Annotated in this window: 15 protein-coding genes; 9 read left to right on the forward strand and 6 right to left on the reverse strand. The window is 53.4% G+C overall.

From position 1 onward, the window contains the following. Positions 1-115: 115 nt before the first annotated feature. The 3 genes from ECL_RS08585 to acnA all read left to right on the forward strand — a co-directional run bounded on the left by ECL_RS08585 (position 116) and on the right by acnA (position 3,507). The gene (locus tag ECL_RS08585; RefSeq protein WP_213382645.1) at positions 116-256 is read left to right on the forward strand and encodes a YmiA family putative membrane protein; all 141 of its coding nucleotides are present in this window, start codon (positions 116-118) and stop codon (positions 254-256) included. A 311-nt stretch (positions 257-567) separates the two neighbouring features. Further along, entirely contained in the window at positions 568-666 is a 99-nt protein-coding gene (gene ymiC, locus ECL_RS27700; RefSeq protein WP_044159376.1) for a small membrane protein YmiC, read from the forward strand. A 165-nt stretch (positions 667-831) separates the two neighbouring features. Next, entirely contained in the window at positions 832-3,507 is a 2,676-nt protein-coding gene (acnA, locus tag ECL_RS08590) for an aconitate hydratase AcnA (RefSeq protein WP_013096371.1), read from the forward strand. A gap of 44 nt (positions 3,508-3,551) precedes the next feature. On the opposite strand, the gene ribA is transcribed toward acnA, so the two are convergent. Then, positions 3,552-4,142, reverse strand: a complete 591-nt coding sequence (gene ribA / locus ECL_RS08595; protein ID WP_013096372.1) for a GTP cyclohydrolase II — start codon at positions 4,140-4,142, stop codon at positions 3,552-3,554. Positions 4,143-4,340: 198 nt separating this feature from the next. Here ribA and pgpB point away from each other — a divergent pair, with 198 nt between their 5' ends. From pgpB to yciH, 5 genes are all read left to right on the forward strand, one after another. Further along, on the forward strand, positions 4,341-5,108 hold the full coding sequence (gene pgpB / locus ECL_RS08600) for a phosphatidylglycerophosphatase B (protein ID WP_028027956.1): 768 nt from the start codon (positions 4,341-4,343) through the stop codon (positions 5,106-5,108). Between the two features lie 148 nt (positions 5,109-5,256). Then, on the forward strand, positions 5,257-5,565 hold the full coding sequence (locus ECL_RS08605; RefSeq protein ID WP_013096374.1) for a LapA family protein: 309 nt from the start codon (positions 5,257-5,259) through the stop codon (positions 5,563-5,565). 6 nt (positions 5,566-5,571) lie between these two features. After that, positions 5,572-6,741 (forward strand): lipopolysaccharide assembly protein LapB, encoded by a 1,170-nt coding sequence (gene lapB, locus ECL_RS08610; RefSeq protein ID WP_013096375.1) that lies wholly within the window; start codon positions 5,572-5,574, stop codon positions 6,739-6,741. Between the two features lie 186 nt (positions 6,742-6,927). Then, complete coding sequence (gene pyrF / locus ECL_RS08615; RefSeq protein WP_028027957.1) at positions 6,928-7,665, forward strand: orotidine-5'-phosphate decarboxylase; 738 nt, start codon at positions 6,928-6,930, stop codon at positions 7,663-7,665. After that, on the forward strand, positions 7,665-7,991 hold the full coding sequence (yciH, locus tag ECL_RS08620) for a stress response translation initiation inhibitor YciH (RefSeq protein ID WP_013096377.1): 327 nt from the start codon (positions 7,665-7,667) through the stop codon (positions 7,989-7,991). Before pyrF ends, yciH begins: the two co-directional genes overlap by 1 nt. Positions 7,992-8,093: 102 nt before the next feature. Here the strand turns inward: yciH and osmB are convergent, their stop codons facing one another. From osmB to ECL_RS08635, 3 genes are all read right to left on the reverse strand, one after another. Beyond that, on the reverse strand, positions 8,094-8,312 hold the full coding sequence (gene osmB, locus ECL_RS08625; RefSeq protein WP_008501216.1) for an osmotically-inducible lipoprotein OsmB: 219 nt from the start codon (positions 8,310-8,312) through the stop codon (positions 8,094-8,096). Between the two features lie 261 nt (positions 8,313-8,573). Next, positions 8,574-9,326, reverse strand: coding sequence for a DNA-binding transcriptional regulator YciT (yciT, locus tag ECL_RS08630; RefSeq protein WP_013096378.1), 753 nt, complete (start codon positions 9,324-9,326; stop codon positions 8,574-8,576). A gap of 43 nt (positions 9,327-9,369) precedes the next feature. Continuing rightward, positions 9,370-9,552, reverse strand: coding sequence for a YciZ family protein (locus ECL_RS08635; protein ID WP_013096379.1), 183 nt, complete (start codon positions 9,550-9,552; stop codon positions 9,370-9,372). A gap of 193 nt (positions 9,553-9,745) precedes the next feature. On the opposite strand from ECL_RS08635, the gene ECL_RS08640 reads away from it, so the two are divergent. After that, positions 9,746-10,615 (forward strand): crotonase/enoyl-CoA hydratase family protein, encoded by an 870-nt coding sequence (locus tag ECL_RS08640; RefSeq protein ID WP_013096380.1) that lies wholly within the window; start codon positions 9,746-9,748, stop codon positions 10,613-10,615. Here ECL_RS08640 and pdeR read toward each other — a convergent pair. Both pdeR and ECL_RS08650 read right to left on the reverse strand, forming a co-directional pair. Continuing rightward, complete coding sequence (gene pdeR, locus ECL_RS08645) at positions 10,612-12,603, reverse strand: cyclic di-GMP phosphodiesterase (RefSeq protein WP_013096381.1); 1,992 nt, start codon at positions 12,601-12,603, stop codon at positions 10,612-10,614. The genes ECL_RS08640 and pdeR overlap by 4 nt on opposite strands. Positions 12,604-12,928: 325 nt before the next feature. After that, the gene (locus ECL_RS08650; RefSeq protein ID WP_013096382.1) at positions 12,929-14,863 is read right to left on the reverse strand and encodes an exoribonuclease II; all 1,935 of its coding nucleotides are present in this window, start codon (positions 14,861-14,863) and stop codon (positions 12,929-12,931) included. Positions 14,864-14,949: the final 86 nt, after the last annotated feature.

The raw sequence follows: 14,949 nt of genomic DNA on the forward strand, positions 1-14,949 counted from the left end.
TCAATAGATACGTAAATTCACTGGCTTTTCGGCTAAAGTTTCTTTAGGATTTATCTCAACAGATGATTAATTGTACCAATTGTTTGGTCTCTAAATGATAAGCGATATCGATTGTATGAGGTTAGCAATGCCTTCAGGAAGTGAAGAACCGCAAAGGGATCCTGCGCTCAAGCGTAAAGCCTGGCTGGCGGTCTTTCTCGTCTCCGCCTTGTTTTGGGTGGTGGTTGCTTTCCTGGCCTGGAACTATTGGGGTTGAATATGGCAGTGACGGTACGTACAGAAACAGTTAAACAGATGTGTCAGCTTCGTGACAGGGGCCACAAAGTGCGCAAAGCACCTGCCACTGCCGTACCCGCGTCCTGGAAACTGACGCCGCAGCAGCAAGCGTTTATTGATGTGTTCGCAGAAGACGAACCCAAAAAACAATAATTTACTTAATTGCGTAATGATGCAAATAGTCTGAATAAAGGCTCAATGCATATGTACTCTTTAATAAATACACATCAGCAATATTGAACTGAGGGCAGACCTCGGAACCTTTAATAAATAATGCCTGGTGTCCCTATGATGAATAACATGATGTCTATGAAATACTGGTCATGGCTCGGCGTTTTTTCCGCGTCGATTCTGTTCTGGTCACAGCTTATCTGGCTGGCCCTCCACTAAATCGTAAAACCTCGCTACGGCGGGGTTTTTTGTTTTCTCCCCCGCACTGGAACATTCCTGGATTTATCATTTCGGGTTGTTATCAAAACGTTACGACATCTTTGTGTTATCTTTAATTACAGCCCTGATGATTGTCAGGACATCTCTGTAATTAAGGAGGAGCTTATGTCGGTAACCCTACGCGAAGCCAGTAAGGACACATTACAGGCAGAAAATAAAACCTGGCACTACTACAGCCTGCCGCTGGCAGCCAGGACGCTTGGGGACATTTCGCGTTTACCCAAGTCCTTAAAAGTTTTACTGGAAAACCTCTTACGCTGGCAGGATGGTGATTCCGTCACCCTTGAAGATATCCAGGCGCTGGCAGGGTGGCTTAAGCATGCCCATGCTGACAGAGAAATTGCCTATCGACCGGCAAGGGTTCTGATGCAGGACTTTACCGGGGTCCCTGCTGTGGTTGACCTTGCGGCAATGCGCGAAGCGGTGAAGCGCCTTGGCGGCGATACCGCTAAAGTAAATCCGCTCTCTCCCGTTGATCTCGTTATCGACCACTCTGTCACCGTGGATCACTTTGGTGACGACGATGCCTTTGGCGAAAACGTACGTCTGGAAATGGAGCGTAACCACGAACGTTACGTCTTTCTGAAGTGGGGGCAGCAGGCCTTTAGCCGCTTTAGCGTCGTTCCGCCCGGTACGGGTATCTGCCACCAGGTGAATCTTGAATACCTGGGCAAAGCGGTCTGGAGTGAATTGCAGGATAAAGAGTGGGTGGCCTATCCGGATACTCTGGTGGGCACAGATTCGCATACCACCATGATTAACGGCCTGGGCGTTCTGGGCTGGGGCGTTGGCGGAATTGAAGCCGAAGCGGCCATGCTTGGCCAGCCGGTATCGATGCTGATCCCTGATGTGGTGGGCTTTAAGCTTACCGGCAAACTGTCGGAAGGCATTACCGCCACCGACCTGGTACTTACCGTCACGCAGATGCTGCGTAAGCATGGTGTGGTGGGTAAATTTGTCGAATTCTACGGTGACGGGCTGGATTCATTGCCGCTTGCCGACCGTGCCACCATCGCCAACATGGCGCCGGAGTATGGCGCAACCTGCGGCTTTTTCCCCATCGATACTGTCACGCTGGAATATATGCGCCTGAGCGGCCGTAGCGAAGAGCAGGTGGCGCTGGTTGAAGCGTATACCAAAGCGCAGGGGATGTGGCGTAACCCGGGCGATGAACCGGTATTTACCAGCACACTTGAACTGGATATGGGGACCGTCGAGGCGAGCCTGGCGGGGCCAAAACGTCCACAGGATCGGGTGGCGTTGAGTGACGTACCGAAAGCCTTTGCCGCCAGTAATGAACTGGAAGTTAACACGGCGAAAAAAGACCACCGCCCAATCGACTATGTCCTGAACGGACATCAGTATCAGCTTCCGGATGGTGCGGTTGTCATTGCAGCCATAACCTCCTGTACAAACACGTCGAACCCCAGCGTGCTGATGGCCGCCGGTCTGCTGGCGAAGAAAGCGGTAGAGCTGGGGCTTAAGCCACAGCCGTGGGTAAAAGCCTCTCTGGCACCGGGCTCCAAAGTGGTTTCAGATTACCTTGCACAGGCCAGATTAACGCCGTATCTGGATGAGCTGGGCTTTAACCTAGTGGGGTACGGTTGCACCACCTGTATCGGGAACTCGGGTCCGTTACCTGAACCGATTGAGATGGCGATCAAGCAGGGCGATCTCACCGTCGGGGCCGTTCTCTCCGGTAACCGAAACTTTGAAGGCCGTATTCATCCGCTGGTCAAGACCAACTGGCTGGCGTCTCCACCGCTGGTTGTGGCATACGCTCTGGCCGGGAATATGAATATCAACCTGGTCACCGATCCGATTGGCCACGATCGCAAGAATGATCCGGTCTATCTGAAGGATATCTGGCCATCTGCCCGGGAAATTGCATTGGCCGTAGAGGAAGTTTCTACCGAAATGTTCCGCAAAGAGTATGCGGAGGTGTTTGAAGGTACGCCGGAATGGAAGGCCATCGACGTCGTGGGTTCAGATACCTATGACTGGCAGGATGATTCGACCTATATCCGCCTGTCGCCGTTCTTCGATGAGATGCTGGCTGAACCTGCACCGCTTCAGGATATCCACGGCGCGCGCATTCTGGCGATGCTGGGAGACTCCGTCACCACGGACCACATTTCGCCGGCGGGAAGCATCAAAGCCGACAGTCCAGCAGGCCGTTACTTGCAGAGTCGGGGTGTGGAGCGCCGGGATTTCAACTCCTACGGCTCGCGTCGTGGTAACCATGAAGTGATGATGCGCGGCACGTTTGCCAATATCCGTATCCGCAACGAAATGGTGCCGGGCGTGGAAGGGGGCATGACGCGACATTTGCCGGGGAGCGACGTGATCTCAATTTATGACGCCGCCGTCAAATACCAGCAGGAAGGCACGCCGCTGGCGGTTATCGCCGGGAAAGAGTACGGCTCTGGCTCCAGCCGTGACTGGGCGGCCAAAGGCCCGCGTCTGCTTGGGGTTCGGGTGGTGATTGCCGAATCGTTTGAACGTATCCACCGTTCAAACCTGATAGGGATGGGGATCCTGCCACTCGAATTCCCGCAGGGCGTCACCCGTAAAACGCTGGGACTCACCGGGGAAGAGCTGATTGACATCAGCGGCCTGCAAAATCTGCAGCCGGGTAAAACGGTGCCGGTGACATTAACGCGCGCAGACGGTAAAACAGAGGTGCTCGACTGCCGGTGTCGTATCGATACGGCAACAGAACTCACCTATTACCAGAACGACGGCATTCTACATTACGTGATTCGTAAGATGCTGGACTGATGGAGCCAGCCCGGCACGCGAGGGCGTTGCCGGGCACTTTGCGATCACTCGCTCAGCAGATGCCCCATTTTGGCGGCTTTGGTGTCGAGGTAGTGCGCGTTTTTTGGGTTACGTCCCACAATGAGCGGTACGCGCTCAACGATATTGATCCCCGCTTCGGTCAGAATTTCGACTTTTTTCGGGTTGTTAGTCAGCAGGCGTACTTCATCCACGCCCAGCAGCTTAAACATATCCGCACACAGCGTGAAATCGCGCTCATCGGCAGCGAAGCCGAGCTGGTGGTTTGCTTCTACCGTGTCGTACCCCTGGTCCTGCAGCGCGTAGGCGCGGATTTTATTCAGCAGGCCAATATTGCGCCCTTCCTGGCGGTGATAAAGCAGCACACCGCGACCCTCTTCGGCAATATGAGAGAGCGCTGCCTCCAGCTGGAAACCGCAATCACAGCGCAGGCTGAACAACGCATCGCCGGTCAGACACTCCGAATGAACGCGAGAAAGTACCGGGGTTTGTCCTGAAATGTCGCCGTACACCAGCGCGACGTGATCCTGTCCGGTCGCCAGTTCTTCAAATCCCACCATCAGGAAATCGCCCCATGGGGTTGGCAGTTTGGCTTCTGCCACACGTTTAAGCTGCATGTGATTCTCCAGAGTAGGCTGACACGTTTCGTGTCTTCCGCCTGTTTTTGCTTTCTGTATCCGTTCATTTTGCCACAAGCTCAGCAGGTTCGCCTAATGGCTGCCATGCTATACGAACGTTAAACGCACGATCCGACATATCCACCTGTCGGATGAATTTCAGTTATGATTGTGACGCTTAGCGAAAAAGGAGAAGACATGCTTTCAATCGCCAGACGAACGGCAGCAGGTGCAGCCATATTGTTGATTATGCCATTAGCCGTTTGGGTATCAGGCTGGATGTGGCAGCCCGGGCACAATACCCTGTGGCTGAAAACGTTATACTGGATAACAGAGACGGTCACCCAGCCATGGGGCATCATTACTCATGTAGTGCTTTGCGCCTGGTTTTTGTGGTGCCTGCGCTTTCGTCTCCGCGCAGCGCTGGTGCTCTTTGCTATCCTCGGTGGGGCGATTCTTGTTGGCCAGGGGGTAAAATCCTGGGTGAAAGGCCATGTGCAGGAGCCGCGGCCATTTGTGGTCTGGCTGGAAAAAACGCATCATGTTCCGGTGAATGAGTTCTACAATTTAAAACGTAAAGATCGCGGTGCGCTGGTAAAAGAACAGCTTGCGGAACAGCAGGATATCCCGACGTTTTTACGTAAACACTGGCAAAAAGAGACCGGCTTTGCGTTTCCATCCGGGCACACCATGTTTGCCGCCAGTTGGGCACTTCTTGCCGTCGGCCTTTTATGGCCGCGGCGTCGTACTGTCACTATCGCCATTTTACTGGTCTGGGCGACGGGGGTGATGGGGAGCCGTCTACTGCTGGGCATGCACTGGCCACGCGATTTAGTGGTGGCGACGCTCATTTCATGGCTGCTTGTTACCCTTGCCACCTGGCTGGCTGAACGGCTCTGCGGTCCGTTAACGCCGCCGCCGGAAGAGAAAGAAGAGATCGCCGAAAGGGAGCACAGTGGCGTCTGAAGGTTGATTTTGCGCATTCAGCCCATAAATCCATGACGGGCGCGTCACTTTTTCCGTTTCGCGCCCGTCGCTAAAATGGTAGTTTATAAGGCTGATTGCGGTAAGTTGAACACACTTTATTCGCTTGAACCACATAACGGGAAGTAATGTGAAATATTTACTCATTTTCTTACTGGTATTGGCGATTTTTGTCATTTCAGTCACATTGGGTGCACAAAACGATCAACAGGTGACGTTTAACTATCTGCTGGCGCAGGGCGAGTATCGGGTTTCGAGCCTGCTGGCGGTCTTGTTCGCAGCGGGTTTCGCCATCGGCTGGCTGGTTTGCGGTCTGTTCTGGTTAAAAGTACGTGTTTCGCTTGCGCGCGCTGAACGTAAAATTAAACGCCTCGAACATCAAATTGCGCCTGCGTCCGACATTCCGGAAAGCTCTGGTGTGCCGGTCGTCAAGGAATAATCGAATATGCTGGAGTTGTTGTTTCTGCTTTTGCCTGTAGCCGCTGCCTATGGCTGGTATATGGGCCGCAGAAGTGCGCAACAAACAAAACAGGATGAGGCGAACCGACTCTCCCGCGACTACGTTGCAGGGGTGAACTTCCTCCTGAGCAATCAACAGGATAAAGCGGTCGACCTGTTCCTCGACATGTTAAAAGAGGACACAGGGACCGTTGAAGCACACCTGACCCTGGGCAATCTGTTCCGCTCGCGCGGCGAGGTTGACCGTGCCATTCGTATTCACCAGACCCTCATGGAAAGCGCCTCGTTAACTTACGATCAGCGCCTGCTGGCAGTACAACAGCTGGGCCGCGACTACATGGCGGCAGGGTTGTATGACCGTGCGGAAGACATGTTCTCGCAACTGGTGGATGAAACAGATTTCCGCATAGGTGCGCTGCAGCAGCTGCTGCAGATTTACCAGGCCACCAGCGACTGGCAGAAAGCCATTGATACCGCTGAACGTCTGGTTAAGTTGGGTAAAGACAAACAGCGCGTCGAGATAGCCCATTTTTACTGCGAACTGGCCCTGCAGCAGATGGGGAACGACGACATGGACAAAGCCATGGCGTTGCTGAAAAAAGGGGCCGCCGCAGACCGCAATAGTGCGCGTATTTCCATCATGATGGGGCGCGTGTTTATGGCGAGTGGCGACTATGCCAAAGCCGTTGAAAGCCTGCTGCGCGTCATTGATCAGGACAAAGAGCTGGTCAGTGAAACCCTTGAAATGCTGCAGACCTGTTATCAACAGCTGGGTAAACAGGATGAGTGGGTAGCGTTCCTGCGCCGCTGCGTGGAAGAGAACACCGGAGCCACCGCGGAGCTGATGCTTTCCGACGTAGTGGAGCAGCATGAGGGCAGCGACACGGCGCAGGTTTATATTACGCGTCAGCTGCAGCGTCATCCTACCATGCGGGTTTTCCATAAGCTGATGGATTACCACCTGAACGACGCAGAAGAAGGGCGTGCTAAAGAGAGCCTGATGGTGCTGCGTGACATGGTGGGCGAACAGGTGCGTAGCAAGCCGCGCTACCGCTGTCAGAAGTGTGGTTTTACCGCGTATACGCTATACTGGCACTGTCCTTCGTGCCGGGCCTGGTCAACCATCAAGCCCATTCGCGGTCTCGATGGACAGTAATTTTTTTAAAAGACCTCACTTTAGTTACAACATACTTATCACTTTTATAATCCCGTTCAGCATCGTGCGGTTTGCCAGCCTGGCAGGGAATAAAACGATCCTGTCAATTTGTGGCGCTGGCAGGTAGAATGCACGCCGTTTATCTGTTCCGCGCCGCTGCGCGCCCATAGACGAAAAGGGCTGGTCATGACGTCTGTTACTTCCTCCACTTCCCGCGTAGTTACTGATTCTCCTGTTGTTGTTGCTCTTGATTACAATAAACGTGACGCTGCTCTGGCTTTTGTCGACGGTATTGACCCTCGCGACTGTCGCCTTAAAGTGGGCAAAGAGATGTTTACGTTATTTGGACCGCAAATCGTACGCGATCTGCAACAGCGCGGTTTTGACGTTTTCCTCGACCTCAAATTTCATGATATTCCAAACACCACGGCGCACGCCGTTGCCGCGGCTGCCGAGTTGGGTGTATGGATGGTTAACGTGCATGCATCGGGTGGGGCGAGAATGATGACAGCCGCGCGTGAAGCGCTTCTGCCGTTTGGCAGCGACGCCCCCTTGTTGATTGCGGTAACGGTGCTGACCAGCATGGACGAAAATGACCTGCGCGACCTCGGTGTGACGTTGTCACCGGCTGAACATGCAGAGCGTCTTGCGCGGCTGACGCAGAATTGCGGCCTGGACGGTGTTGTCTGTTCCGCGCAGGAAGCGGTGCGTTTCAAAACGGAGCTGGGCCAGAATTTCAAACTGGTCACGCCGGGTATCCGCCCAGCGGGCAGCGAGGCTGGCGATCAGCGCCGTATTATGACCCCTGAGCAGGCGCTGGCGGCAGGCGTGGATTACATGGTCATCGGCCGTCCGGTGACACAATCTGCCAATCCGGCAGAGACGCTTAAGGCTATCAACGCATCACTGAAAAAGGGGGCGTAATGACCGACTCAAACAGCCGTCTGGTCTATTCAACCGAAACCGGGCGCATTGATGAACCGAAAGCGAAAGCAGAGCGCCCAAAGGGCGACGGTATTGTCCGTATCCAGCGCCAGACCAGCGGGCGTAAAGGTAAGGGTGTTTGCCTTATCACGGGTATCGATCTGGATGATGCAGAACTGGCGAAACTGGCGGCTGAACTGAAAAAGAAATGTGGCTGCGGCGGTGCCGTCAAAGACGGGATAATCGAAATCCAGGGTGATAAACGCGACGTCATTAAATCGCATCTCGAAGCCAAAGGGATGAAAGTAAAACTGGCGGGCGGCTAAAATAAATGAGCCACGGTATTTACCGTGGCTCTTGTTTTATACGTGCGTAAGTCAGACCTGAAATTCGATAAATATCGCGATGCCCATCAGGGCGTATAATAATTATTTGCCGACCTGGTGACCGATAATACCACCAACAGCAGCACCACCTAATGTACCCAGCGTACTACCGTCTGTTAATACTGCACCACCCAGTGCACCAGCACCGGCACCAATGGCGGTGTTACGGTCACGTTTAGACCAGTTAGAGCATGCGCTCAGGGACATTGCTACAGTGATTGCCAGAACAGCGGCGGCTAATTTTTTGCTGGTTAAGGTCATAATACTTTCTCCTGAATTATCGATTCACGGAAAGATGCACGCTTTAAGTATAGACTAAACGAATACTTAAATTCTGTTCTCCGTGAAAGCTGGTCGCGCAGGTGTTACGTCATCACGCAGGTGATAGTCACTTCCTGTTATATCGCTAACATTAATTTTACGTCTTCAGGGTCAGTTAAACAGGTAAAAACTCTTAAAGGGGGGTTAGGATTCCTCTCAGAGAGAGGTTAAGAGGCGCCTGAAATTCAGGCGCTCGCGGACTCAGGCGGGTTTTTTAATAATGTCGACGATAAGTCCGTCTTCCTGGAGTTTATTCCGATGCGCTTCGCTCAGACGGTCATCAGTAATTACGCGGCTGAACCGGGATATTGGCCCCATCGTATAAGGATGGACCGCGCCAAATTTTGAACTGTCGGTCAGCACGATTGCGTCACACTCTTTTTCCAGTACCGCGTTCACAACGTCTGAACGCATCATATCCCGACCGGTAAAGCCGGTTTCGGGCTGCCAGCCGTCAATACCGATGAAGGCCTTGCTGAAATGCACCTGCTGCACGTACTGACGCGTCAGCGGGCCGACCATGCTCTCACTTTTTTTCTGATAGATACCGCCCAGCAGGATGACCTCGCAGCGTGTCTCCTTCAACAAGTGAGCGATATAGCTACTGACGGTAATGATGGTGATGTCTTTTTGCTCGGCCAGGGTGCGGGCCAGCAGGGCGTTGCTACTGCCGTTCTCAATAAAGACCGTTTCGCCATTGTTCACTAAGGACGCGGCAAACTCAGCCAGCTCACGTTTGAGGGCATAGTTATTCATCATGCGGGTTTCTACGTCCTCGCTGTCCAGCGGGACCGCATACCCATGCGCACGACGCAGGTAGCTCTGTTTTTCGAGTAGATTCAGATCCTGACGGATGGTGACTTCAGAAACGCCTGTCGTTTTAGCGAGATCGACGACGCTCACGCGCCCCTGATCGATGACCATCTGCAAAATGATTTGTTGTCGGGAATTCATAGCATCCATTTAATAAAGCGAAACGAGGGCGGATAGGGCGTGGTTAAACTTCCCACGGGGCTTTTGGCTGTCTGTTTTCTGACGCGGTTTCGGCGCCAGTCTGAGCCAGAAGTTCAGACTTCAGGATCTCAAGGTTACGGATCGCAGAGTGATAATCGCCCGCAACCAGTATATCCAGCACGGTATCAATTCGTTGGGCTACGGCCTGCGCATCAATGTTAGACATAATCTCATCCCGGGTACGAAAAGTTAATATTTTCAATGATGCAGAAAATGGATTCAAAAGAGAAGGGAAAAAATGCAATAACTAAATTACATAAATGAAAGTAATAAATTTATTCCCCCGCATGCAGCGTGATGAATGAGTGGATTAGTCTAAAACTGCGCGCAAGGCGCTTTTTTATATGAGGAATTAGACTATGACAGTTATCAATCAGGCTACCTGCACACTGTTTACCGATACTGAACGTTTCACTCAGTTGTCCGGGTATTATGAGGAGGAGCGCCGCACAGTCTGGATGATGTTACGGGCGCAGCCACGACCTTGCTTCAACCATGCGTTAATCGAAGAGATCATGAACCTCTCCTGGCTCGTTCGCCAGTCCGGGTTTGCGGTCGATTTTTGGGTTACCGGTTCGCTGGTGCCCGAGATGTACAATGCGGGAGGTGATTTACAGTTCTTTGTCGAATGTATCCAAAACGGACGCCGCGAAGCGTTAAGAGCCTATGCCCGTGCCTGCGTGGACTGCGTTCATGCGGCGTCACGGGGGTTTGATACGGGGGCTATTACCCTGGCGATGGTCGAAGGCAGTGCGTTAGGGGGCGGATTCGAAGCCGCGCTGGCGCACCACTTTGTGCTGTCCCAGCGCGATGCCCGCTTAGGCTTCCCTGAGATCGCCTTCAACCTTTTCCCCGGCATGGGGGGGTACTCGCTGGTTGCTCGCCGCTCAGGCATGAAGCTGGCGGAGGAGCTCATCTACAAAGGGGAGTCTCATACGGCAGAATGGTATGAACAGCATGGGTTAGTGGATGTCCTGTTCGAACCCGGGCAAAGTTACGTCTCCGTCAGAACGTTCATTGACACGCTGCGGCCGAAGATGAACGGCGTAAAGGCGATGTTACGCGCCCGTACCCGCGTGCTGCAGCTGCCTCGCAGCGAGCTGATGGATATCACGGAAGATTGGGTTGACGCTGCGTTCTGCCTTGAACCAAAAGATATCGCCTATATGGAGCGTCTGGTCATGCTGCAAAACCGCCACCAGGCGGCGGGTTTACGCAAAGCCAGTTAGTGCTGTTTACGCGCCTGATATCGCTTTAGCCATCGCTCGAATGCGGCAGCGGGCATGGGCTTAGCAAAGAGAAAACCCTGCCGTTCGTTGACGCCGTTCTTAGTCAGAAAGGCGTCTTCTTTTGCGTTCTCCACACCTTCGGCAATGACCTGCAAATTAAGCGCCTGTGCCACCGCGACGATGGCCCGCACCAGCGACTGGGAAATAGACTGTTTATGAATATCCCGGACAAATGACTGATCGAGTTTAATCGCATCGATGGGGAAGCGTGCCAGCTGCGACAAAGACGAGTAGCCGGTACCAAAATCGTCCAGATGGATTTGCGCACCAAGCTGGCTGAACTGCTGAATCACCGACAGCGCCAGCTCTTCGTTTTCAATGAGGCAGCTTTCCGTTAACTCAACGTCGATAGGGCAGTATTCAAAATCCAGATCCTTCAGGGCCTGTTTTAAGTCGCTGAAAATGGTTTGATCTGCCAGCTGACGGGCCGAGACGTTCACCGCCACGCGCAGGTTAATGCCTTTGTCGCGCCATTTCGCCACCTGGCGAACCACATCAAGCATGACCCAGCGGCCAAGCGGCACAATCAGCCCTGACTCCTCAGCATACGAGATAAACTCCAGCGGAGGAATCAACCCGCGTTCTGGTGATTGCCAGCGCACCAGCGCTTCAAGGCTTCTGACTTCACCACGCCAGGTGACTTTAGGCTGGTAGTGGATCAGCAACTGATCGTTATCCAGCGCTTTGCGCAGGTTGGTATCCAGCCAGAGATACTCAAACACGCGCTGGTTCATTTCCGGCGAGAAGACGCAGAACTTACCCCGGCCGTTTTCTTTCGCCGTGTACATGGCGGTATCGGCATTGCGGATGACGCTTTCCCGATCGTTACCGTGCTGCGGGGCGAGGGCGATACCTAACGAGCAACCGGTATAAATTTCAATCAAACCAATTCTGAACGGCTGGCGCAGACGGGTCAGAATGCGTGATGCCATCGCTTCCAGAGAACCCTGAGAGGTATTGGTGGCCATGACAATAAATTCATCGCCGCCGAGTCGCGCCAGCACCTGGCCTTCTTCCAGACAGCTCAGAATGGCCAGCGCGACCGCCTGTAATAACTGATCGCCAAACATGTGCCCGTAGGCGTCGTTCACCTTTTTGAAGTTATCGAGATCGAGATATACCACGCCAACCTGCGTCTCACCGCGGCTGTCGATGGCATCTGAAATCAGTTCGTGGATCGCGTTGCGGTTCGGCAACCCGGTGATGGTGTCGGTATTGGCCAGCACCCGCAGGCGCTCCTGGGCGCGGCGCTCCTCCGTAATATCGGTGCCGGAACAGATAAGAAAAATTTCATTTTTACCGCTACCGCTGTGGACAAATTTGTTTCTGAACAGAAACAACCGTTGTCCTTTTCGCGTTTTGATCCAGCGCTCGACTTCGTAAGAGCTGCCGTTGCGAAAGAAGCCGGTGATGTTGCGCTTAGAGGCTGCCGCTTCACTGCGGCTCATAAACAACTTAAACACGTTCTGGCCGATAACTTCTTGTTCTTTCAGGCCGGTGTACTCCTCGCTCAGGCGGTTAAACCGCTGAATATTGCCGTTCTGATCGAGGATTACGATAACGGAGTTGGCTTCCGAAACCACTTGTTCCGCAAAGGACAGCCCCTGAGCAAGGTCCCGGGCTACGGAAGGCGTATCGTTCCACGCAGAAGCTGTTCCGGCCCACTCATTACGGGTTATTTTGCGTCCGACAAGGTGAACAGGAACATCTTCGCCGTACAACGAGAGCGTCATAGAGATACTGGACGTAATAACGGTTAACTGGCGAATAAGTTCGGCCTGTTCATCATCCAGCGCCACCACCTGAGTGACATCGGCATTTTCGCTGGTAGAAAGGTGCAGAGCATTGCTGTCTGCTGTCAGTCGCCACCAGGGGCTGTGAGTTCCCATGTAACGAAACAGCAAATTCTGCTCCAGATCGTCCATCATGTTTTCTCCTGCAGCTACCTGTTAGCGCACAATTTATTCCGTTGCAATCGGCTTTTTCGAGGTGAGACCACGGCCAGACCGATGTGAACTTATTGTTTTTTCCCGGGTTTCTTATAATAAAACGAGTCAGGTAAAAAAGGATACTTAGCAAATAAAAATTCACGTAACCGAATATAACGGCACTCTTTTACTGTAGATAATTCTGGCGAATTTGGGCGGGGGAAGTCTGAAAATAGTAAGAAAAAATGAAGAGTTTGCAGCGTGGCGTAAAAGAAAAAATTGTCGGCCCGTCCGGCAAGGAAAGGGCCGACAATTGAACAGCTTATCAGGCGGCAGGGCGCGCGATGATGCTGCGGGTTTCCATGCGGACTTCGGCGATAGTTACGTCAATCACGTCGGTGACCTTGTAAACCGTTTCACCTTTGATTTGCACAGTCCCGTTTTCCTGGCTGCAGACAAGTTCATCGCGAACGGCATGCAGGAACGGCGCAGGGATAAAGGCCACCGCCCCGTTATCCACCAGACGTACGCGCATCCCCCCACGGCTGATATCAATGATTTCTGCAGCGAAGCGAGTGTCTGTGCCGGCTTTGTCCTGCAGGAAGCGGGCGTACAGCCAGTCACCTACGTCACGTTCCGCCATGCGGTTCAGGCGCCGACGATCTGCCATCTGCAAGGTCGTGTCATCCTGAGGACGCGCAATTGATTCGCCCTTAATGATCGCTTTCAGCAGGCGATGGTTAACCATATCGCCATACTTACGAATTGGAGATGTCCAGGTGGCGTAGGCTTCAAGACCGAGGCCGAAGTGTGGGCCAGGCTCAGTGCTGATCTCGGCAAAGGACTGGAAGCGACGAATACGGCTGTCGAGGAAACCAGAAGGCTGTGCGTCCAGCTCGCGGCGCAGCTTGCAGAAGCCCTGCAAGGTCAGCACTTCTTCCGGGTCAACATGCACATCATGGTTCTTCAGTAAGGCGGCCAGCGCTTCGGTGTTCGCCGGATCAAACCCGGTATGAACGTTATAAATGCCGAAGCCGAGCTTTTCGCGCAGCACGCGTGCGGCACAAATATTGGCGGAAATCATCGCTTCTTCGACGATGCGGTTCGCAATGCGTCGTGGTTCGGCCACGATATCCAGCACTTCACCTTTTTCGCCCAGAACGAAGCGATAGTCCGGACGATCCTTGAACACCAGCGCATGGGTTTGACGCCACTCGCTGCGGCTCAGACAGATGCGGTGCAGCAGACGAATCTGTGCGGCAATGGCTTCAGAGGCCGGTTCCCAGCTGCCCGTGTTCTCCAGCCAGTCAGAGACGTCGTCGTAAGCCAGCTTGGCTTTAGATTCAATGGTGGCGGCGAAGAATTCGATATCGTCTTCAATTGTGCCGTCCGCAGCAATGGTCATGCGGCAGGCGAGCACCGGACGCACTTCGTTCGGACGCAGCGAACAGAGATCGTCGGAGAGTTCACGAGGCAGCATCGGGATGTTAAAGCCCGGCAGATAGTTGGTGAACGCACGGATTTTCGCGATATCGTCCAGCTTGCTGCCTTCAGCAATCCAGGCGGTAGGATCGGCAATGGCAACGGTTAACAGCAGTTTGCCGTCAGCAAGTTCTTCAGCATACAAGGCGTCATCCATATCTTGCGTACTGGCGCTGTCGATAGTAACAAACTCCAGGGCAGTCAGATCGCGACGCTCAATACCTTCGTCCTGCATCTCGGTGGCGACGCCGTTCGGGGCTTCTTTCTCAAGGTTATGGCGCGCAAGCGTAACCCACCACGGTACAAAATGGTCATCACCGAACGTGATGAACTGGGTCAGTTCCGCATAGAAACCGCGATCGCCTTTCAGTGGATGACGGCGCATTTCCGCAACGGCCCAGTCACCTTCTTTAAAATCATGCTCAACGCCGCGAGCGGCACGGCAGGGGATGGCGTCTTTCAGCAGAGGATGATCCGGCACGATGGAGAGACGATCGTCTTTTCTCTGTACCTTGCCCACAAAACGGGTCAGGAACGGCTCGATCAGTTCTTCCGGCTCGGCAGATTCACGCTCTTTTTCGGTATGAATAACCGCCATGACGCGGTCGCCGTGCATCACTTTCTTCATCTGCGGTGGCGGAATGAAGTAGCTTTTCTGCGCGTCGACTTCAAGGAAACCAAAGCCTTTTTCCGTGGCTTTTACGACCCCTTCTGCACGCGGCGTCTGGGAATGCAGTTGCTGTTTAAGCTGCGCTAGCAGCGGGTTGTCCTGAAACATAATGTTCTATTTTCGTAGCCATTGAGCGGCTGACAGTTTTACGCGATTCTCACTGCCACAGCAAGCGCTCTTTGGGTAAATAGTAT

Origin of the sequence: Enterobacter cloacae subsp. cloacae ATCC 13047 (genome assembly GCF_000025565.1) — a bacterium.
Classification (GTDB): Bacteria; Pseudomonadota; Gammaproteobacteria; order Enterobacterales; family Enterobacteriaceae; genus Enterobacter; species Enterobacter cloacae.

Bases quoted from the DNA above. Each gene is read 5' to 3' on its own strand.
- ECL_RS08585 (WP_213382645.1), top strand. From the start codon at position 116: ATGAGGTTAGCAATGCCTTCAGGAAGTGAAGAACCGCAAAGGGATCCT.
- ymiC (WP_044159376.1), top strand. From the start codon at position 568: ATGAATAACATGATGTCTATGAAATACTGGTCATGGCTCGGCGTTTTT.
- acnA (WP_013096371.1), top strand. From the start codon at position 832: ATGTCGGTAACCCTACGCGAAGCCAGTAAGGACACATTACAGGCAGAA.
- ribA (WP_013096372.1), bottom strand. From the start codon at position 4,142: ATGCAGCTTAAACGTGTGGCAGAAGCCAAACTGCCAACCCCATGGGGC.
- pgpB (WP_028027956.1), top strand. From the start codon at position 4,341: ATGCTTTCAATCGCCAGACGAACGGCAGCAGGTGCAGCCATATTGTTG.
- lapB (WP_013096375.1), top strand. From the start codon at position 5,572: ATGCTGGAGTTGTTGTTTCTGCTTTTGCCTGTAGCCGCTGCCTATGGC.
- pyrF (WP_028027957.1), top strand. From the start codon at position 6,928: ATGACGTCTGTTACTTCCTCCACTTCCCGCGTAGTTACTGATTCTCCT.
- yciH (WP_013096377.1), top strand. From the start codon at position 7,665: ATGACCGACTCAAACAGCCGTCTGGTCTATTCAACCGAAACCGGGCGC.
- osmB (WP_008501216.1), bottom strand. From the start codon at position 8,312: ATGACCTTAACCAGCAAAAAATTAGCCGCCGCTGTTCTGGCAATCACT.
- yciT (WP_013096378.1), bottom strand. From the start codon at position 9,326: ATGAATTCCCGACAACAAATCATTTTGCAGATGGTCATCGATCAGGGG.
- ECL_RS08635 (WP_013096379.1), bottom strand. From the start codon at position 9,552: ATGTCTAACATTGATGCGCAGGCCGTAGCCCAACGAATTGATACCGTG.
- ECL_RS08640 (WP_013096380.1), top strand. From the start codon at position 9,746: ATGACAGTTATCAATCAGGCTACCTGCACACTGTTTACCGATACTGAA.
- pdeR (WP_013096381.1), bottom strand. From the start codon at position 12,603: ATGATGGACGATCTGGAGCAGAATTTGCTGTTTCGTTACATGGGAACT.
- ECL_RS08650 (WP_013096382.1), bottom strand. From the start codon at position 14,863: ATGTTTCAGGACAACCCGCTGCTAGCGCAGCTTAAACAGCAACTGCAT.